16 protein-coding genes are annotated in these 21,977 nt (G+C 37.5%); 3 read left to right on the forward strand and 13 right to left on the reverse strand.

What is annotated here, in order from left to right:
• Positions 1-586 precede the first annotated feature (586 nt).
• The 4 genes from HZ311_RS07225 to HZ311_RS07240 form a co-directional block, all read right to left on the reverse strand.
• Complete coding sequence (locus HZ311_RS07225; protein WP_023520569.1) at positions 587-1,576, reverse strand: polyprenyl synthetase family protein; 990 nt, start codon at positions 1,574-1,576, stop codon at positions 587-589.
• A gap of 22 nt (positions 1,577-1,598) precedes the next feature.
• Positions 1,599-2,165 carry a Gx transporter family protein gene (locus HZ311_RS07230; protein ID WP_010733918.1) on the reverse strand — a complete coding sequence of 189 codons (567 nt, stop codon included), beginning with the start codon at positions 2,163-2,165 and terminating at the stop codon, positions 1,599-1,601.
• A gap of 12 nt (positions 2,166-2,177) precedes the next feature.
• The gene (locus HZ311_RS07235) at positions 2,178-2,588 is read right to left on the reverse strand and encodes a NusG domain II-containing protein (protein WP_010733917.1); all 411 of its coding nucleotides are present in this window, start codon (positions 2,586-2,588) and stop codon (positions 2,178-2,180) included.
• 242 nt (positions 2,589-2,830) lie between these two features.
• Complete coding sequence (locus HZ311_RS07240; RefSeq protein ID WP_019722800.1) at positions 2,831-4,762, reverse strand: NAD(P)/FAD-dependent oxidoreductase; 1,932 nt, start codon at positions 4,760-4,762, stop codon at positions 2,831-2,833.
• A gap of 305 nt (positions 4,763-5,067) precedes the next feature.
• Here HZ311_RS07240 and pplA point away from each other — a divergent pair, with 305 nt between their 5' ends.
• From pplA to menA, 3 genes are all read left to right on the forward strand, one after another.
• Positions 5,068-6,006 carry an extracellular electron transfer flavoprotein PplA gene (pplA, locus tag HZ311_RS07245; RefSeq protein ID WP_023520570.1) on the forward strand — a complete coding sequence of 313 codons (939 nt, stop codon included), beginning with the start codon at positions 5,068-5,070 and terminating at the stop codon, positions 6,004-6,006.
• Between the two features lie 229 nt (positions 6,007-6,235).
• Positions 6,236-7,333, forward strand: coding sequence for an FAD:protein FMN transferase (locus HZ311_RS07250; protein ID WP_010733914.1), 1,098 nt, complete (start codon positions 6,236-6,238; stop codon positions 7,331-7,333).
• A 12-nt stretch (positions 7,334-7,345) separates the two neighbouring features.
• The gene (gene menA, locus HZ311_RS07255) at positions 7,346-8,299 is read left to right on the forward strand and encodes a 1,4-dihydroxy-2-naphthoate polyprenyltransferase (RefSeq protein WP_010733913.1); all 954 of its coding nucleotides are present in this window, start codon (positions 7,346-7,348) and stop codon (positions 8,297-8,299) included.
• Between the two features lie 186 nt (positions 8,300-8,485).
• Here menA and HZ311_RS07260 read toward each other — a convergent pair whose 3' ends face one another.
• The 9 genes from HZ311_RS07260 to HZ311_RS07300 form a co-directional block, all read right to left on the reverse strand.
• Positions 8,486-9,091, reverse strand: coding sequence for a hypothetical protein (locus HZ311_RS07260; protein ID WP_023520571.1), 606 nt, complete (start codon positions 9,089-9,091; stop codon positions 8,486-8,488).
• The gene (locus HZ311_RS07265; RefSeq protein WP_010733911.1) at positions 9,092-10,027 is read right to left on the reverse strand and encodes a hypothetical protein; all 936 of its coding nucleotides are present in this window, start codon (positions 10,025-10,027) and stop codon (positions 9,092-9,094) included. It lies immediately after the preceding gene.
• 59 nt (positions 10,028-10,086) lie between these two features.
• Positions 10,087-13,176 carry a lysozyme family protein gene (locus HZ311_RS07270; protein WP_137073065.1) on the reverse strand — a complete coding sequence of 1,030 codons (3,090 nt, stop codon included), beginning with the start codon at positions 13,174-13,176 and terminating at the stop codon, positions 10,087-10,089.
• Positions 13,177-13,209: 33 nt separating this feature from the next.
• A complete protein-coding gene (locus tag HZ311_RS07275; RefSeq protein WP_023520573.1) occupies positions 13,210-15,552 on the reverse strand; it encodes a VirB4-like conjugal transfer ATPase, CD1110 family in 2,343 nt (780 codons plus the stop codon).
• Positions 15,549-15,899: a PrgI family protein gene (locus tag HZ311_RS07280; RefSeq protein WP_023520574.1), complete on the reverse strand. Its 351-nt coding sequence runs from the start codon at positions 15,897-15,899 to the stop codon at positions 15,549-15,551. Before HZ311_RS07280 ends, HZ311_RS07275 begins: the two co-directional genes overlap by 4 nt.
• 9 nt (positions 15,900-15,908) lie before the next feature.
• Positions 15,909-16,733, reverse strand: a complete 825-nt coding sequence (locus HZ311_RS07285; protein ID WP_023520575.1) for a hypothetical protein — start codon at positions 16,731-16,733, stop codon at positions 15,909-15,911.
• 34 nt (positions 16,734-16,767) lie between these two features.
• Positions 16,768-16,995, reverse strand: coding sequence for a hypothetical protein (locus tag HZ311_RS07290; protein WP_023520576.1), 228 nt, complete (start codon positions 16,993-16,995; stop codon positions 16,768-16,770).
• 412 nt (positions 16,996-17,407) lie between these two features.
• Complete coding sequence (locus tag HZ311_RS07295; protein ID WP_137073100.1) at positions 17,408-19,105, reverse strand: VirD4-like conjugal transfer protein, CD1115 family; 1,698 nt, start codon at positions 19,103-19,105, stop codon at positions 17,408-17,410.
• A 53-nt stretch (positions 19,106-19,158) separates the two neighbouring features.
• Entirely contained in the window at positions 19,159-21,969 is a 2,811-nt protein-coding gene (locus HZ311_RS07300; RefSeq protein WP_137073066.1) for a GumC domain-containing protein, read from the reverse strand.
• Positions 21,970-21,977 lie beyond the last annotated feature (8 nt).

A 21,977-nucleotide genomic window follows, 5' to 3' on the forward strand; every position in this document is an offset into this window, starting at 1 on the left:
ATAAGGCTTTCACTGGTTTTTATTGACTCATTTATTCTTGTCATTCAGCGACATTTCCCCCAAAATGTTAACGATACTGATTGTCAGAATAAACAAAAAAATGAATGTTTTAACTACTTGTTTTGTCCATGGTTCACTCAATATTATGTATTATTTCTTATGTGCTTTGATTTCCCTCCTTTATTCTTCCTCCGTCACTTTATGTACTTACGTCCATAAATAAAACGATGTAAGCCCCTGTTCGATAAACGACCCATGTCCATTCTATTGATGGTTCATGTTTTTAAGAGCAACAAACTACTGATACGTATGGAACTACTAAATGGAAATCAGTCACCATGCGATACCTATTATTTAGCATACCTCTTTCTTTCAGAAGGTGCAAAACCACTTTTTCTGTGCAAAGAAAAAAATGAGCCTGGGACATTAGTGACCTTGCATCTCCTAGAACCGAATAAACGGTGTTCCAGAAGCAACCCCTTCAGAAATAAGCGTGAAACCCCAAAAATTTGAAGAACAATTTTCTGGGTTTCACGCTTATTTCTCGGAGCTGAACACTTCTGTCACAACCACATTTTTATATAACTTAGTCTGCCCGTCTTAGGATCAATGACGTCAAAGTCTCTAATGTTTCTTTTGTTTGTACCGAGGTATTTGGCAATTTTTTGATTTCTTTTAATGCTTGTTTCGTATAGGATTCTGCCAACTTCTGGGCGCTTTCGACCCCTTGTGCCTCAATAACTAATTGTTGAACCTTCTCAGCTTCTGCTTGTGTCATTTGTTTTTCTTTGGACAAATATTCAAGTAATTCTGCTTTTTTGTCTGTTTGTAACGCATAGATCAAAGGTAAAGAATACACCCCTTGACGAATGTCTTCCAATACAGGCTTGCCGATGTCTTCGCTCTGTTTTGTATAATCTAAAATGTCATCAATGATTTGAAACGCCATACCGATCGCTAACCCGATATCCCCAGCTTTTTTTGCAAAACGTTCGCTTGTGCCACTTTCGTATGCACCTACAAAACAACTCAGTTGAAAAAGTTCAGCGGTTTTACCAGAAATATTCTGTAAGTATTCTTCAACCGTCAACTGGGTATTGTATTTATCATCCATTTGCCCGAGCTCGCCATTCAATACTTTTTCCATACTTCTTGCATTTAATTGCATACTCTTTAAGGAAGAAGTATATTCGGACAAGAGTTTAAAACAACAAACAAATAAATAATCTCCGGCATAAACAGCGACACTATTGCCAAAACGGCTACGTAAGTTTGGCTGTCCTCTGCGTAAGTCAGCTTCATCAACGATATCATCATGGATCAACGTCGCAATGTGTAGCATCTCAATAGATGCTGCCAACGAAATGGCTTTATCGCGATCTTGCTCCGGGCCAAATTGAGCAAATAATAGTTGATACGCCGGACGCAGTAACTTCCCACCTGCATGAATCGTTTCTTTTATCGCTTCTTCTACTGGTTTGTTTTTCAGCCGAACAACACTTTCCATTTTTTTTAGTGTTTGGTTCAATTCCACTTGGATCGTTGGATAGTCCACCCACATTTGATGTAACTTCATAAAAAAACTCCTTGTATAACGCTTATTTTTTCAGAAATACCGATTGCCATTGACTATTGGTCTGTCGATCATAGTCTGCTTGGAAACGCTGAAGTGTTCTCACATGTTTCAGCAGATAATTAGCAGCTATCCCTATGGCCAATCCTGATAGAATACCTAGGAATGACAAAATCGGTAAGTAGAGCATGACTGTCCATGATTGAGCGATAAATGACGCGGTCAATAACTGACCGACATTATGCATAAATCCACCTGTCGCGCTGATGCCAATAATGCTAACCCTTTTAGGACCCAGTTGTTTGACTATCAACATCCCTACATAACTCAACAACGCACCACTCATACTATAAAGAAACGTCGAAATCGTGCCGCCTAATAACGTGGTCAAAAATAAACGCAACCAAAGTAATAAGAAGCTATCTCGTTTTTTCATTGTAAAAATTGCCACAATCGTAATCAAATTAGCCAATCCTAGTTTTGCACCTGGCGCAAAAGCGAAAGGATAAGGAATCATATTTTCCAATAAACCGATGATCACACCTTGGGCAACTAATAAAGATATATAGATCATTTTTTGTAATTTACTCATGACGTGAACCGTCTAATAAATCAGACTGTCTTCCCCACTCCCGTCTGTTGATCGCACTTCGATCACTAATTTGTGAGGCAAACAAACGATTGTTTCACCATTATTCGTTGCCCATCCTCGGCGAACGCAAATCTGGTCGTCGCAGTCTGCTTCTTTGATCCGAATTCGTTCCCCATCGATCTCGATCACGTTTTTGTCGCCATGATCATCTTCGTATAAATAGGTATAAGCTTTGGTTTCAGTTACCAACGGAAACGTTTTGATTTCTGTTCCATCGACTCGTAGCACTGCTTCTTTATTTGGTGTTGCATCCACTTGTTGATAACTAAAGATGACAACCGGCAAGAATGAGAGCATGACTAACAAAAGAATAATGATGATATCCCAAGGTTTTAATAAACTTTTTTGAATAAATTCTTTCAAGTACTCACTCCCTTTTTCTCCTCGTTTGATTGCTCCAATTTTACCATGAATAACGAAGGTTGTGAATGAGAGGCACAACACAGCTAATTCAAGGATTTGAGCGATTCATCATCTTTATACGAACCTATTTAAGAAAAAGATGAGCTTGGAATGTTTGCACACCCCAAGCTCCTCCTTATTTCTTCTCATATCATGATTTTAGTTGCTAAAATCATTTGGATTATTTGAATTGTTAACTTTCTCTATTCGCCGTAACGTGCCTTTGGTTTCCCGTACCACCAATTACCGAGTGTTTTCTGTAACCAAGGAATCACCCAACGATCCAAACCGATCGCACGACCTGAACCATTCATCAAGGCAAACGCCACAAAGATGAACCAGATGTTTACCCAGTAGAACATACCAGAAATACAGAATGTGATAACTAAAACAATCGTTGTTGCACTACATAACCAAGTGAATAAACCGGCAATCAATGCTAACGCTAACGCGATTTCAAAGAAGACCATGAATTTTTGGAAGAACATCGCTACATCGTTATTTGGCATGATGACTTGCATGATGCTGTTGAACCAGTCTGGTGATTTATCGATCACTGCCATTGGTTCTTCACCATATGCGTAGCTCAAGCCAAAATGTGCCGCTTGTGTTGCTGCTTCTCCAGTTGTTGCACCTGCACCGCTCGCAGCTGTTGTTGCATCACCTGCTGCTGAAGCACCACTTGCTACATCTGCTACATTGTATTCCCAAGTCCAAGGGAACACACTGTTACCAGTAAACCATGAACCTTCACCAAACCAAGTACTTGGTTTTAATACTTCACCGTTACCAATCATTTTCTTAGAAGCTTCAACTAACCAAACGAGACCGTAGAAGATTCGTAATGGGACGCTCCATAAAACATTGCCGTAACGAGAAGAATGTCCACGAGTCACATTGCGATCATCTTTGATATGGAAGAATTCGTGCATCATATATTGGAACATATAATAACCTGAACGGATATCAAAGAAATATTTCAAGTTGACGATATGCTTCATGATAATTGCTAAAAAGCCACTTAAATGGATCTTGTCAAATAAGTTCGCTACACCCCATTTGGCGCCGACAGAAACCATAAATCCTTGGTAGTTCCCTTTAAATTTATGTTTCTCGCCACCTTTGATCGAAGCCACGATATTCGCTGCAGCTGTATGACCAGTTTGTTCTGCGGCTTGAACGATTTGTGGTGTTGGTGTATTAGGGAATTCTTCGTAATACACTAAATCACCAATGATGTAGATATTTTGTTCTTCATAGCCTTTTGCTTGCATATATTCGTTTGCTACTAAACGTTGGCCACGTGCAGTCTCTAATCCGAAATCAGCCGCATCGGTTGTTCCTTTAACACCTGCTGTCCAAATCAAGGTATGCGTAGGCACTTCACGACCGTCTTTTAATTTGATATGGTCAGGAGCGACTTCAACGATTGGCGCATTCAACAATAGCTCAACATTCTTTTTATTTAAATAACGTTCTGCTTTGGCTGCATCATTACGATCCAACATATTCAAAATCGTTGGCATTGCTTCAACAACCATTAGTGTAATCTCATTTGCATCTAGTTTGTAGTCTTTGGCTAAACGATCTTTCCAATCCACTAACTCACCGATCATTTCGATTCCCGTAAACCCAGAACCACATACAACAAACGTTAACATTGCCTTACGCAATTTTTCGTCTGGTTCTAATGCTGCTTTTTCGACCGTTTTCTCAATGTGCTTACGGATCTTAACGGAATCTTCAAATGACCAAAGAGTAAAGCCATTTTCTTTAACACCTGGTGTACCAAAATCATTTGGTTCACCACCCATACCTAAAATCAATTGATCGAATGGATAAGCGCCTAATTTGGTTTTGACGATTTTTTTCTCTTTGTCGATGCCAATTACTGTATCAGTCACTAGATCTACATTTTTTTGTCTTGCAAATAATCGTTGTAAATCGTACTGGATCGCCTCTGGTTCCACACGTCCGCCTGCAACTTCGTGAAGTTCTGTCATCATCGTGTGGTACGAATGACGATCAATCAATGTGATTGTTACGTCTTCTTTTTTCAGTTTCTTCGCTAAGTGTTTTGTAGCTGAAACACCCGCATAACCAGCACCCACAACGACAATATTTTGCTTTGTCATTGAATATCCGCTCCTTATTTTTCATCTATATAAATTATTAATAGTTGATCGTTTTTTCAATTTGATAATGATTACACAATCTTTATACATTATATAGATGTTTTGTATATTTGTCTAACACCTTTTTATGTTTTTTTTATTACAATAAAAACGCCTGTTTTTCACGAAATTTCCAGAAAGAAAACGCTCAATTAAATCACTGTCGTTATTTTTGTAAAACGGTTGACTTATTGATGATATCCATTAGAATGTATAATGAATCACAAGGAATTTGTGGACAAAAAATGAAATGGCGGGGTTAAAAAATGAAGAAAAATCGGTTTGTTACGGGGTTTGCTGTATTAGCATTCTCAACATTGATGCTAGGAGCTTGTGGATCAGATAACAATGATAGTTCAAGTAGTACATCTTCTTCTACTTCTACTGCACAATCTTCTACAACAGAAACTACTACAACAGAATCAACTAAAGAAATCGTTGCTGGTGGAGAATTACAAGACGGTACATACAAGTTAGAAGAAAAAAACTACTCTAATGGTTACCGTTCAGTTTTTGAAATGGTCGTGAAAGACGGCAAGATCACTGAGTCTAATTATGACAATGTGAACGAAGATGGCAAATCTAAAATGGATGATGCTGAATACAACGAAAACATGAAAGCAAAAGCTGGTACAAATCCAGAAACATTCATTCCTGAATTAAATGAACAGTTGCTAAGCGCACAAAGCGCAAGTGGTGTAGAAGTTGTGACTGGTGCGACACATTCATCAGAAAGTTTCCAAAACTACGCACAACAATTGATCCAAGCGGCTCAAGCGGGTAACACTGAAACGATCGAAATCGATAATGGTGCAGAACTTAAAGACGGCACATACAAGTTAGAAGAGAAAAACTATTCAAATGGCTATCGTGTGCAATTTGAATTGACAGTTGCAGATGGCAAAGTCACTGAATCAAACTTTGATTACATCGATGCAGATGGCAAATCAAAACAAGATGATACAGAGTACAACGAAAAGATGAAAGAAAAATCTGGTACTGACCCTCAAACTTACATCCCAGAATTAAACGATGAACTTGTTTCAGCAATGGGCGAAGAAGATGGTTCTCCAGCAGATGTAGAAGTAGTAACTGGCGCAACTCACAGTGCACATTCATTCATCATGTATGCACAACAATTAGTCAATGCTGCTGAAAAAGGCGATACACAAACAATTGAAGTCGATAATATTGTGACAAAATAAACTTTGTCTAACAGAAGGCTCATCTGCCTTTACGATAATCCTTTTGGAGATGTGGCAACTGTCACATCTCTTTTTCTGTGCTATCCCTGCAAACGCCATATCCCCCGAAAAAAAGATGTTCATTCCTGCCAGATTATATTAAAATACAAAGCATGAACTTACTTTTGATTTCGCTTAGAGATTTCTCTTTATGCGGAACATGAAATAGATAAAAAGAAATGAGGAATAGATGTTGAAGAAACGATTACTTCCTTTTGTCTTGCTCTTGTGCCTACTGACCATTGCGGGTTGCAGCACAGATCAAACAACTGAAGGAAAACAAGAGAACAACACTTCACTGCTTTCTGACCCTTACACAGACGAACAATTTTTGCTTGGTACTTACGTTCGTATCCGTATCTACGATGAAGGGAAAGAAGACGTATTAAAACCTGCTTTTGACCGAGTCAAAGAGTTAGGCGATAAAATCACGATCAATCAAAGCGGCTCCGAAGTTGATGAAATCAATCAACAAGCAGGAATCAAACCAGTCAAAGTATCTGACGATGTATACCGTTTATTAAAACGTGCGTATGAGTACAGCGAGGACTCTCATGGAGGCTTTGATATGGCAATCGGTCCAATCACACAATTATGGCGTATCGGCTTTGACGATGCACGTAAACCATCACAAGCAGAAATCGATGAAGCATTGAAGTTAGTGGATTATCATAAAGTCCAATTCAATGATGAAGAAAAGACTGTTTACTTGCAAGAAAAAGGCATGATCCTTGACCTAGGTGCCATTGCGAAAGGATTCATCACTGATGAAGTCGTCAAAGTCTTGAAAGACCATGATGTAACGACGGCGATCGTCGATCTAGGTGGGAATGTCTATGTTCTTGGACACAGTCCTAGAGGAGAAGATCAAGATTGGACAGTCGGTATCCAAGATCCGAATCTTGCCCGTGGAACGATCCTCGGCTCGATCAAAGAACGAAATAAAACATTGGTCACATCTGGAATCTATGAGCGCTACTTGGAAGTTGATGGCGTGAAATATCATCACTTGTTCGACCCTAAAACCGGCTATCCTTTTGACAACGACATCGCTGGTGTCACGATCATCACCGATCAATCCATTGATGGAGACGGACTATCTACTGCGGTCTTCGCCATGGGTGTCAAAGATGGCTTGGCGTACATCGAGGATAAACTGAATGATGGAACTGAGGCGATTTTTGTGACAAAAGATGATAAGGTCTATGTGACAGATCCAATCAAAGACACTTTCAAACTCGCTGAAGATTCAAAATATACTATGGGCGATCGTTCTGAATTAAACTAAGGAGTAACTGATATGACACTAAAAATCTTTTTAGAAGTAGTTGAACTACGTACGAAGGTCGCTAGTGTATTTCCTTTTGCGATAGGGGTTTTATTCTCTATCGCTTTTTTTCACGAAATACAGTGGCTGAACACTTTACTGTTTTTTATTGGTATGCTTGTCTTTGACTTAGCAACTACCGCAATCAATAACTATATGGATTATGAAAAAGCACATTCGGAAATTTATAAATACGAAGAGAACGTCATTGGACGGACTGGTATTTCACCAAAACTCGTACGAAACATGATTTTAGGGATGATTGCTTTTGTCTTAGTCATCGGTATATTACTGACATTGCGGACTGGTTGGTTATTGTTGCTGATGGGGATGATTTGTTGTTTTATTGGGATTTTTTATACTTTTGGTCCTATCCCTTTATCACGTATGCCATTAGGAGAGATTTTCAGCGGTTTTACCATGGGTTTAGGGATCTTTACGATGGTCATCTATATCAACACTCATCGCAGCGATCTATTTGATTTAACCCTGTCTTTAGCAACTGGCACCTTCAATTTATCTGGCAATATCTGGGCTGTAGCCGCCATCTTTCTGGCAGCACTCCCACTTGTTTTTACGATAGCCAATATTATGTTAGCGAATAATTTACGCGATTTGGAGCGAGATATTGAAAATCATCGGTACACGTTAGTTTTCTACATTGGTCGTCCCATCGGTATCATGCTTTTTCAACTTTTGATGTATGCGTGCTATCTGATTCTTTTAATAGGTCTGATCAGTGGTATTTTTCAATGGCCGATCCTTCTGGCTTTCTTGACTTTACCAAAAATATATCTTAATCTTCAGCTATTCAAAGAGAGTCTGCCGCAGCCTATCAGTTTTAGCTATTCAATCAAAAATATGATTTTGTTCAACAGTAGTTATGCACTTGGTTTATTCGCAACGATTCTTCTCAATCAACTATAGACATAAAAGTGTCTGGGACATTAGTCCTCTTGTACCACCTAAAACCGAATAAACGGCGAGAACAGAAGTAACCTCATCGGAAATAAGGCGCCATCCACAAAAATTTGAAAAACAATTTTCGTGGATGGTGCCTTATTTCTCGAGACTGAACACTTCTTTCCCGACCTCTTTCTCTAGATCTACAGACTATCTCGTTGGTAATGGTGTACCTTTTGCTAGTGGATTTCTTGTCAATCCCTGAGTTCTTAATGCATCATTGTGTAGTTTTGCTTGTCTATTCGCTCTATTCGTCATTGCGGATAGTCTTGGCTTTCCATCTGGAGTGCCGCCTTTTTCAGCTGAATTACTTCTAGATAGTAAGGGCTTTTCAGCTGAACTTCGTCCATGGGACATTGAGGCAGTCCCCTGTTCTCTGGTCAGATGGTCTCTACTGATAACAAGTTTCCGCTTAATAGAGTTCCAGGCTTTAGATAAAGTTCCCATATCTTTTGACTCTTTATCTATTAACTTTTCTCTTCTATCTGCACGATTTTGCTGATACGTTCTGTATTTTTGTCTCAAGAAATGCCAAGCTCTGGCTAGAATCCCTTTTTCTTTTAGATCTTTACTTTTTGGATTTTCTCGTGCTTCTTTACGTTTTTGTCGAAATACCTGAACTTTTCGATATACTTTCATTCCTAATTGAACAACTTTTTTTATGAATCTATAGAGCCAAATTGGTCCTCTTTGAAAGATTCTTTTAAAAATATTTTCGAGCTTATCGATTTCTGGATCTTTATCTACGTTATTCATTTAGGTCACATCTCTTTCTGTTATAATAACTGTATTGCCCTCTTCATCTGTGGTTTCTTGTGTTCTTGAGGTGTCTGAACGACTCGTCCCATCTTGTGTCATTTGTACAGATTCATACGGCTTTTCAAATAGAGTGTTCCATTGGAAGCTTCCTTCATTTCCAAGCAGCCTGTATTGATTCGCTTCTTCAGTGATTCTAAAAGTGATTGTTTTTTGTAGATTCCCACTGTCTGTTCGATTGACGACAAAGTTGGCACCTTCATGATCGGTATCAAATGAAACAATTCGATACTCAAATGTTACTTCTTCATCTGATCTTCCTTCTTCAATTTTTTTCTGAGTAAATTTGTCTTCTCCAAACTCTAATGTAAAGGAACGACTATTGTTCGTATTTTCCCATGTTCCTTGCATCAAGATATCCATCCACATTTGTGAAACCGCTCGTTGTGCGGCTTCAACCTGCTCAGAAATTTCTGCTTCTAACTGGGCTTTTACTTCTTCTGTAGGATAAAGATACACATCTTCCCCATCATCTTCTCGATATAAGATCGTGTTTCCCATCTTAGTTTGTAAGGCAAATTCTTTGGTTTGCTTCTTATCGTTTTCTAAAACTACCTGACCACTTGTATTTAAATAATAGGTCCCTGACTCAAACCAATCACTGGAGACTTTATAGGTTCCATCAGTTGCTAATACGATTTCTGTATCATCTGGTAGATTAGAATACCAGGTGCCACTGTAGATCGTTGCGTTAAAACGATCTCTTGACTCTGTTGTTGCTTGTTCTTCTGTCGTTGAGTCTGTTGATTTACCTGTATTTTCTTGTGCAGTATTCATTAATGAATACCCTACGAGTCCAGCAACCACAGCAACAAACAATCCAAGTCCGATAATTATTTTTTTACCTGACTCTGTTTCTAAAAAATTTTTTAACATACTTCCTCCTTTCAAGATATCCTCTAAACCATCTGTCAATTATTTTCAGTGTTATCTTCTTATGGCAGGCCATATCCTGAAATAACATTACTTCCAATGGCGTAAGTTCTTCTTCTTACTAGATTGTCAGAGTTACCTTCGATGACCTGAATAATATTTCCGCCAGAATATTCAACGATTCCTACATGATCTTTTCCTGTTCTTCCACCAGTCCAGTCAAAAAATACAAGATCACCAGATTGAGGAACATAATTTTCATCATATGTTTTGAACTTATCATTCGCCTCAAACCATTCTTTCATATCAAGAACATTTGCTGTATTCAATACTCGTCCTTGTTCCAAGTATCCCGCTTCATTCGCTATCCACGAAACAAATACAGCTGACCACTCCATTCGATTGTTGAATCCAGCCCATCGCCAATACTTCTCACCATTCGGGTTACCAAGTTCTCTTCTAGCAAGCTCAGCTAATCTGCCTGTATCTGCCATGATATTTCTTGTGACCATGGCGGTATAAAACATATTGCCAAAGATGTATCGCCAGTTATAGCCCAATCCTTGCGCGACGATATGATTGAACGGAATGGTTTGATTATTACTTTTCATTTGCGCATACAAGCGCGCATCTTCAAAGGAATAAGGCGCATTTCGTTTGATCAGATCATCAAGATACGCTTCGCCATAATTATAGGCTTGAACCGCTGCCAGACCATTCAGATTATTGCTTTGTGCTTTTTTGAGCAGATAAGCAAAATATTCGACGCCTTTTTCAATCGATTCCTCTGGCGTAGTGATTCGGTCTGGAGATGATAGTGCCAGTTGCGCATTCATGATATCTGGCTGAATGGCTTCATTTCCACCAGATTCTACCCATATCATGGATAAAATGGCATTAGTAAATGCTTCAATGCCATGTTTGCTCGTTTGTTCCGCAACTCTGTTTTGCCATTTAGTAACTGCTAATGGGGGATTGATCAGATTCCCATGTAACCCGCCACCATTACGCATATAGGCTAAGTTGGTATCCGTACTAAAGACTAAATTATTGATGTAGATCGCTGGATAAACATCAGGATCTTTATGCCAGAAGCGATATTCTTTCATTGCAACTAATAAATTCCCATCAAACTGATTTCTTGTATAGCCAATCAAATCACCTGCTTCTAAGGTTCTGCCTGGCCTCACTACTGGATCAATATTGACATAATACGCATAATATAGACCTGTATCCGTTTCTATTGCTGTCGTTACAGGCGCTGAACCATCTGTATGACCAGCCTGATAACTATAGTTGATACTTTCCACTGTTTCAAAGGTGGTGGCATAAACAGGTGTTCCAGGTTCTGCTTCCAAAGCGATTTCGTAATGTTGGGTATTGGGATTACGTCGACGATAGCCAAAATTATCCACCACGTTTGCGTAGTTCATCTTACCAAATGGATTAGCCATGAAAATTTTATCTTCAAAGCGATCTTTCTCCATGATTGGGTAATATTTATCTACTTCATCTTCATCAAAAGCAATGACTCGTCCATAGTAATCATCATCCCTTGAATAACGCCTAGCCACATAGACTCCTACTTCAGGATCCGAGTCAAACATTTCACCAATTGTTTGGACATTGATTTTGACGGTAGCAACATTTTTTTTCTCACGTTTTACTTCTGTATGCTCTTCACCTGTTTCTTTATCCACCGTTATCACAACAGTTTCAACTTCTTTGTCTTTTTCAATGACGGTCGTGTAGTTGTAGACCATGTCATGTAATGCATGGATTTCATCTTTTACAGTGAATACTTTGATAGGTTCAGGTGATAATGGGTGTGGTGCGTCATGAAAAACAGCATATGTGTTATCCCTCGATGACCATGGAATCCAGACACCTGTTTTTTCAGCCACTCTTTTTCGATAGGTAACAATGGCAGTATTATCGATATCATAATCTTCAAACTTTGCATTTAAGTAGTAGATATAGTTATCTCCATTGGATACATACATAAATTGCTCTGGATCAGATTCTATCCCGTTTACTTCAAAATAGACCTCATCATGCTCCGGATCATCAACTAGTCGATTGTACGTATCATATACCTCTTTGTTTTTATAAGTATCTAACCACGTGACATAGTTGTATGCTTCGGTAATCATCATCGACTCTGTTTTTACGACAAATAAACTTAAAATCGTTGTCCAAAAAGAAACGAAGATCGAAATGATCGCAATGACCACTGCAACAATCAAGATGATTACGATCAATTTCAATAAGATAGGTAACTTTAGAATAATAAGCATGGTGATAAGCATACCAACTAAATTCAAATTACCCTCTTCATCTCGCCCAACCTTATCGATAATTAAGTCTTTGATTTTATTTTTAAAAGGATTTTTAGGCGAAATTTGATCTTTCAACATATTATCTAATTTGGCCCGCATATTCCTTTTAGCTGCAACCTTCTTTTTTCCTTCTTTTCGCTTATTGTTTCTTTTCTTTTTTTCAAGCTGTTCATTTTTAGAAAGATGCAAAGCTCTTTTTTGATTTTTATGACGTAAATTTGTTGTGTTAGTGCTAATTTTTTCTTGTTGTCCTTGTTGCTTTTCTAGTTTTACTTTACTGATATATCCTTTGTAAGTGTTACTTTTTTTTCGTTGGTTACGAATTTTTTCCTGACGGTTTTTTCTATTCAAAAATACTTGAGTATTCGTTTTTTCGTTTTTTTGTTCTGTGTCGTTATTAGTCACAGGAGCAGAAGCGATGGTTGTATCGACTTTATTAGGGCGCATCATTAAATCATGTTGCTGTTGCTTTAGTTCATCTCTTCGACTTTCTCGAATTCTTTGTCGTCGACTAATGCTCTGAGTGTTGACCGGTTGGCTTTTATTCGTGCTATCTAAAGGTTCCTGATTCACATTATTTTTATCGTTTTTGCTTTGTTTTCTCTGAAAAATTATTTGCTGGGATTTTCTTTTGATACGAGGATTGTTCCCCTTCAATAACTTCAACAGTTTTTTTCTTCGAGAAGTACTGATAGAATTATCTTTTTTTAAAGATAGTTTGCTACTTCTTACTACCATTTTTTTATTATTTGTACTAGTAGTTGTAGCATTCTTACCTGCCCTGTTCTTGTCTAAAATTTTTGAATCAGCCACTTTCCTGTTTCCTTTCCCGTATCCGTATACCTATCAAGTTTCTCCAGGTTTTGTTGACATCATCTTATAGAGCTGTGTATCTTTAGGGAAATGATCATAAAAGGGCAACGTTGTATCCCCAAACACCATAAGACCATACCCTTCTGGAGAGTTCACTACGTATTTTTCTTGTTCTTCTGAAATATCAAACAGTCTAACTAACTGTGTACGGTCTGATTTTGCTTGATTCAACATCATGATAAAATCGCTATTTGATAACATCCGTCGAGCTAAATCCGACAATAGTAAGGTTTCAACGTTCTGGGTAATGCCAGTCGGGATCGCTCCCCATTTTCGTGCACGACTCCACAGCTCAAAGAAGTAATTCTCAGAATATTCATTCGTAAACAAAAGCTGCATTTCATCAATATACAACCACGTGCGAACACCTCGTTCACGGTTAGTCGTGATGCGATTCCATACTTGGTCTAAAACAATTAGCATCCCCATCGTTTTCAATTGTTTTCCTAGATCCTTAATATCATAAATCACTAAACGTTTGGTAATGTCGACATTCGTCTCTGCAGAGAAGACCGACAAACTTCCTTCGATATAGATTTCTAGATCCATTACCAATTGCTTGGCTTCTTCTTCTTCTTGTTCTTTTAAAATATTATAAAAGTCAATGAATGTTGGTGTACGGTCATTCAACACTTCATACGTTCGACGACAAACACGGTCAATCAACGTTTTTTGTGCCGAACTTAGCCCCAATGCCCCACCAATAATCAGATCAAATAACGAAATCAAAAACTCTGATTTTAACACGACCGGATCAGTATCATCTCCGTAGTTCTCATTGATATCCATTGGATTGATCGTTGTCGGTGAATCACTAGAGATTTTGATGATCTCACCATTGAAATTTTGTCCAATGACAGAATATTCACGCTCAGGATCAATAATGATGACTTCATCATCTGCATCGCGTAGCAGTACATTAACGATTTCGCGTTTGACTGAGAAACTTTTACCAGAACCTGGTGTTCCTAGAACAAATCCATTTGGTGCTTTTAATAATTTTCGATCGAGAGAAAGAATATTTTTTGAGATCGCATTGACACCATAATACTTCCCATTTTCTTGAATCAAATCCGAAATCGTGAATGGGATAAAAATGGCGGTACTGGCTGTTGAAAGTGTTCGATCTAATGGAATCGCATTGATTCCTAACGGTAATGTCGCATTTAAGCCATTTTCTTGCATGAACTCCAATTCAATGAGTTTAAATCCAAAGCGACGAGACACTGAGTTTATTTCATCATGGACTTCAGCCAATTTTTCTTTCGTTGGTGAATGGAAATAGACAGATCCTGTTATCGCGTATAATTTTTGTCCCCTATTTTGGAGATCATCCACCAAACCTTTAGCCTCTGTTAGTGAGTAAGAGAGTTCATAAGAGAGCATCTCAAAGTCATACCCACTTTGTAACGCCTTCTTCTGCTCATCCACTTTTTGTTGTTCCATAAAAGCCAATTTTGTCTTCACTAAATCAAAGGCTTCATCTTGATCCATTGGTTCAATATGTAAAGATACAACAATTTCACGAGGGATTTCTAACATTTCAAAAAGAAACGTATCTGATAATTCAGAAGGGTATTCTTGTAAATATAATGTTTTTGCATAGTGATCATCGATTTTTACGTAGTTTTTGTTTTCTTTAAATTCCATGACTTCAGGTAGTACCTCATCGACTTCTGTTTTAACCGTCTTGTCATTCGTTAATAAGATTTCGGAAATCATATGTAATAATTTTATTTTTTCTACCTTTTTTGCTTGACTGCCTAAGCGACTAGCAAACATTTCAAAACGATCTGCTACCATCTCTAATTCTTTTTGCGCGATCTCCAACGTAGGATGTTTCTGCACAAAAGTAAATAAGATCGTTTTTTTGAAACCATTTTTTTCTTCATCTAATTTCCTTGAAATGACTTGATTCATTTCCTCACGATATGAATCGAGGAAATCATTTTTTGCCTTGTAATAAAGAACCGATTGCAAATCAGCAAGCGGTCGTTTCTTTTTATAAACAGTGAGTTGCAACTTTGTTTTACTACTCAATGAATTTAAAAAGTCGCAGTATTGAGAGAAAATTTCAATTTGATGATCGTCAGAAGATAATTGATAATTGATATCTTGTAACTCAAGCGTCAATGAATAGGTAAATTCATCGATTTTACAAATACCACTTTCATAAATCTCTTCAAATCTAAACGTATCTCTGAAAGGATCAATCTCCTCTTTCTTCTTCGATTTAGGTTTGCTAATAAATTCTTTTTCCTCATCTTTTGGTTTTTTAGTTGGTTTTAACGCTTTGAGCGCTTTTAACTTCATCATGTTTCTTGCCCGCCTACATCTTCAATTTCTTTATTCATTTCTTCCTTAGGCTTCTTTTTTCGTGTCCCTGGTGCCACGTGGTATTTGAAAAATTGTTTAAGATAGATATCAAATGTCAAGCCATTTCTTTTAAACCAGCCAAATGAAACGATTGGAATGGATGAAAGAATCATCAACCAACTTGTGATTTCCATAGGAATCTTTAATCCTGCAATGAAAATCAAACTGATCAAGACATTTACTCCAGCTGCAATAGCTAAACAAAGCAGCTGCTTTAAATTCATTCCCGCAATTACCTTTTCTTTATATTCTTTAATATCCTTTGGTATCTTTACCTCAACTGCCATAGTTCCTCCTTACGATGCTGACATCAATGTTTTTGCCCATCCTTTAGTTTTATTTACAGAAAGTAATAAAGCAATCATGTAAACTGTCAAACCTAAAATAATTCCAAAAATACCTGAACCAACTTCTTCCATAATACGATGGAAGATCGTCGGATAAATCACCAGTACTAACGCGATGAATGTACCCTGCAGACCGAGGGCAGCGAAATTCTTGAAGAACCCCTTGCTCATCACTGAAAACTCTTGGCTTGGTAAGGCACTCATCGGAATTGGTGCCATTGCACAAAATATATACATCTCCAAAAAACGAAGATAAATAGTTACTTGAACCAATACGCGAACAACAAGGGATGCTAAAAACAGGATACACATCACGAGTAGTACAACTAATTGTGACCACCAACTTAGTTGAGAGACCGCCTGTCTCACTGCATCAGCTGTATCTCTTACAGCTGATGCATTTCCAACCGTTAAAATCCTAGTGGTTAAATTGCCAGCAATGATAACCATACCATCTAAAATGTCTTGAATTCTTAAAATAACTATGTAACAAATGACGAATTTGATCAATGCTTTGATAATCATCTCAAATCCTAACATGGGAGCTCCACCTGCACCTTCAACTTTCGTTGAGATTTTTTGAAACTCTAATAGAATAAAAATTGCTAGAATGGATAAAGCAAGTGGCCCAACTACGTGTTGCTGTAGTCGTTCCACTAAACTGTAGGCATCATATATGTAACTTCGTAAATCCATTCCTAAAATATTTTTTAGATCGTCCCCATTAAGAAATGTCATGATTTGATCAAAGATGGTCATAATTGCAGATTCCATATACTATACTCCTACTCTTCTTTTTGCGTAACGATTATGGTAAAAACGAACCAATATCAAATGAAGTAGCAAACCAACCTGCAGCGACTAGAATCAATCCACCACCAACAATCTGCCAAATCCCTTGTTGTAATTGAGGGCCATTTTTATCTTTTAACGCACCAGCTAGGATAATTGTTCCCCAAATCAACCATAGTCCACCACCAATTAATGTAAACTGTGAAACTAATCCAAATACTTGTTCTAATAATTGTGCATTCATAATTTTGCTAATCTCCTTTTTTATAATAATAATTTTTTATCTTATTTCATAAATTTAGTATATGCGAAATTCTGTGTTTACTTGTATCAGTTATTTCTTCCATTAGAAATTTTAGAATAATTACGACCATTACTTTAGGAGATAAACTGGATAATCGCCTATTATCAAATGAATCTTATTTTTAGGACTAGAACCATCATTTACAATTAACCTTCGATAATAAACCGATTATATGTTATTATTACTGGCTATTTTTATATTGCTTCAACCTACGATGAATGAAATGGCCAAATTTCACTGTTCTTTTCAGTGAACCAGCCTTTTTTAGCTAATAAAAAGCACCACATTCTCAGTCTATCATTCGAATGAAGGTGCTTTCTATTTATTATGAGTGATTCATTGATCGAACTAGTTAAGCAGATAGATTTCGTTGATACATATAGGAATCCGTCACATCGCCTAACTTCTTATAGTTTTTATGTTTCACAATATCATATTTCTTTGATAAAAATGGATGGACTCCGCGAATTTTTAAGATACATTCCTGTCCCTTGAGACTTGCTACTTCATCGGGGTCCATCAAGTTCCTTCCTAATTTCTGGAAGTTCTCACTAAAAGAACCATTGCTTCCTTTGGTGACGCTTGTATTTCTTTGTTCAATCGTTTGTTTCCCTAGCAATTTTGAGATATATTCGTGCGTACTTTGTTCCATTCCGCCTAAATATAAAAAGACATCACTGGTCCCAATAATCGTTTCCCACGTATCTTTATACAAAGTTTTTAACTGACTGATATTTTGTAAAATGACATTTGTGGAGATTTCACGGCTTCGAATAACCGAAATCACTTTTTCAAAATCAGGAATTTGTCCAATATTGGCAAACTCATCTAGGATACAACGGACATGACAAGGTAATCGTCCCTTATAAACGTTATCTGCTTTATAAACTAACATGTCAAACAATTGCTGATACATCATACTCGCTAAAAAGTTGAAACTGGTATCTGTATCAGGCAATAAAATATAGAGAATCGTTTTGACATCACCAACTGTATCTAACTCAAGTGTATCTTGCGAAACGAGTTCCTTGATACTTGGAATATCAAATGGTGACAACCGCACGCCTAGACTGACTAAAATACTTTTTGTCGTTTTATCACCAGAAAGTTTAAAAATCTTGTACTGTGATACCGCAAAGTTTGTCGGATCTTTTTGTTCTAACTCATTGAATAAAATATCTAGTGGGCTGACATAGCCAGGCACATCTTCTTCAATATCTGCTAAACGGACTAATTCAATCACGTTTCCTAACGTCCGATCTTCTGCGGTTACTTCTTGAATCAAATAGCTAAAAATAGCCATCAATAGGGCTGTTTCAGCTTTTTCCCAAAAATCGTCTCCGCCTTTTTTATCCGGGTTCGTCGTATTTTTGATGAGATTGTTCACGATTTTCAAGATATCATCCTCAGTTTGAATATATTGAAACGGGTTGTACTGATGCGTATCTCTTCGGTTGATCAAGTCAAAAATCTTGATTTGATAACCCGCTTCTTCAAACATTTTGCCTGTTTCAGCTAATAATAAGCCTTTAGAATCACTGACGACATAAGAGGAATGCATTTGCATCAAGTTAGGTTTTACATAAAATCGCGTCTTACCACTACCGGCTCCTCCCACCACAACGACATTTTTATTTCGGTTGAAATTATCGTTTCGTGTAATCTTCATACGTCCTGATAATGATAAGCTTTCGCTCTTCGTCAACAAGATATTGAAATCTTTTTTCTTATCAAGAAATGCACGGATGTCGCTGTACTTTCCCCATCGTGCACTTCCATATTCTTCATTAGGGCGGGTATTCTTCTCATCAAACGTCTTATATAAGATAAAAAGTACATAGGAAATAGCAACAACCGCTGCTATCCCTAATGATATCGGTTCATAAGAAAATTGCGGAGCAAATCTAGAAAGTTCTTCAAATGTTCGGTTGAATGTCGTTAGTAAATTATCTGCAAATGATAAATTCCCCGTATTCTCTGCTAAAAATAAATAACCAATACGATTACTCACATAAAGCAGAATACCAATTACTAACACATGCACTACCATAAGCTGCCGGGAATTTTTCAAATTTTTTATTTCCTTTCAGTCAAAGTTATTTTTTATAATTGTGTCGTTATAGTTTTCTTATTATTTTGAATTTGAACCTGCGTTTGCTGACTACGTGCTCGGTTATTTCGCTCATTTGATAATTGCAATGAGTTTCTTCTTAATGACTCAAAGCTTGCTTGTCGTCCGATGTCTGGACCCGTACCGGAAAAACTTGCGCGACGTTCGATTAGCTGATTTCCTCTGTTTGTCAATGCGACTGGTTCTTTCGAGCCAGAGGGTGTTGGTTCTACCTTCGTTTGCGATGTACTTAGCTGAGGTTGTGTACTATCTCTTGGTTTCATCTCAATGACTTTCGATTCTTTCGCCGTCTCAGTGGTTCGTTCAGATCTTTCTGTCGTTTTTTGTTGCTCATTGGTCAGGGCTTGCTCAGGTGCTTTCGCTTTTTCATCAAGACCAGCGATCGCAGATACTTTCTCTCTAAATTCTTTTGAATCTAAAGATTGACACTTCCCTAACTCTTGGCCTTCTAAAATTTTTTCGTTAACTTTTTTTTCAAATGCCAAATCCTCTCTTTTGGCTACACGACTTTCAATTCGTTTGAACACAAACTTGTCTAATAATTGGATACCGATTCCAATACTGACACCAATCAAAGCCACGGCACCTAACTGCATCAAGAATGGCGCAGCCATAGAGGTTGCAAGCATCGGCACTAGCGCAGATAGGGCAAACATTCCACCTATCCCTAGAGCCAGTGGTACAGCCAACATGATAAATAAGGATAATTTATTTTTCATCACATAATCAAACATCCGCTTCGGCGCATGACGGACTGTTTCCCACGCACGTTTGGCTCTTGACTGTTTTTCTTCTATTTCAGCTATGTTTGCACCTTCTTTGGTTGGTGCTTCCATCGCTACAACTTTGCCTTTGAGATCCTTAGAAGCTAATCTTTCTTTTGTTACTTCAGATTTCTCTATTCCTTCTACCAATTTCTCATTTACTGGAGTTGCATCTTTCATTTGTTCCGCTGGCTGTTTTTGTTTTCCAAAAGTCAATTTTTCGCGTACTTTCGACAATCCACGAGCAATTGGACCAAATACTCTTGGGAACTTCTGTACTAACTTATTGAATGCTTGCGGAATTTTCTTTTTCGCATAAATAATTGCTTTTGAACCAAAAAAACTGGCAGTGACAAAACCAACTGCAGCATTCACAAACTGTTGCCCAAAAATAGTCATAGCTGTAGATGGTAATATGGAACCCACCCATGACATACCTAATGGTAACATGGCAATCGGCCATAGATTCAACAACCATCTAGCTGCACGGATTTTTCGGGAATTTCTGAAAAATGATTGTTTTAATTTTGAATGATCTAATTCACTCAACTTTTTCGTTTGTTCTTTTATTCCACGAGTTTCTTCTTGTAAGCCTTTGATATCTTTATCCATCTGTTTTACACTTTCAGTAGATAAATCTTTGGTCAATTTTTGCAGTTTTTCAGGATCAGCCAAAACCGCTTTAAGTTCCTTTAAAAACTGCACATCCTCGGTCGTATTGCTCTGTTTGATCCGCTTTAATAAGTCATCAGTATTCTTGTTTTTAGCTTCGATCAACTCTACTTTTGCTTGAAGATTTTCGACATACGCTTTGATAAGCTCTGCTTTTTTACTTTCAAGATTTTCGCTTACAACAGATTCTTTTTTAGGTTCTTCCACTATTGGTTTCTGTAGCTTCGTTTTTTCTGGCGCCTCGTTCACGATCACATTGACCTCTATCGGAGGCGGGTTTTTTTCAACAGTAGCACTATCGACTTCATCTTTTTTTGGTTCTTCCGCAATCACTGGAGTTGGCTCGCGTTCAATCGTAGGTGTAACAACAGTCGCCTCACGATCAGCCTTACTTAGGACAACTGCTTCCTTTGCTTGCTCCGCTTTCACTTCTACCGAACGAACGATTTCTATTTCAACCTTATCGGTATAATCAATCAAGCCTTTTGTTTCAGCAATTTCATTTTGATATCCTTCTTTTATTGCACTAATTGCTTGAAATTTTGACATTAACACTTCGTCTGAATCATTTTTATTTACTGTAAATTCAGAAAAAGAATTGGAACGTCGCAAAGGTTCTAGTTGATCTGTGTCTACCGCAACTTTCTCTATCTTATCCTTTAATTCTTTTTGGACGATCTCAATTTTTTTAACTTTCTCTTCAGCTAATTGGACCTTTTGTTCAAGGACTGTCTTTTTACTTTTCTTTATTTTTCCAATTTCAGCCCTTAACTTATTGACCTCATCTTCTTTTGCTACTAGTCCTACTCTATGGGCGGTCAATTCTTTTTTAAATTCGTCTTTTTTGATCAATGCGAGAACGATTGCTGAATCAACTTGCTGGTCTTTTGTATTTATTTTTAAAACACTTTGACCACTTCCATATTTGTCTAATTCTTTTTGATGACTTTCCAGAGTCGTTTGAACTTTTTTTAACCCCGCGTGTTTTCCGGCATACTCATCGTCGATAGCCTGTTGCTCAGAAAAGCTGATGGCTCCAATCCCCTTGATGGTCGCTATGTCTCGTTGTAGACGAATAATTTCTAATTGGTAATCAAGGATTTTAAGCTCTTTGGTAATATTTTCTTTCTTATCACGGATTAACTCATTATGCGTCGTATCAAAATTTATGTCTTTGCTTTCATTTCTGATTTTTTCATCAATTGGAGATCCAATGATTCTGTTGATGATTGCTTCATTTTTATATGAAAATATAGATAGAAATGATTCATTGATATTACTTTTATTATTTTCTTTAAGCTTGTCTTCTCTAAGCATCTTTTCTTTAGATATATCTTCTATAGACATCCATCACT

It is taken from the genome of Enterococcus mundtii, from assembly GCF_013394305.1.
In the GTDB taxonomy this organism is placed as follows: Bacteria; Bacillota; Bacilli; order Lactobacillales; family Enterococcaceae; genus Enterococcus_B; species Enterococcus_B pernyi.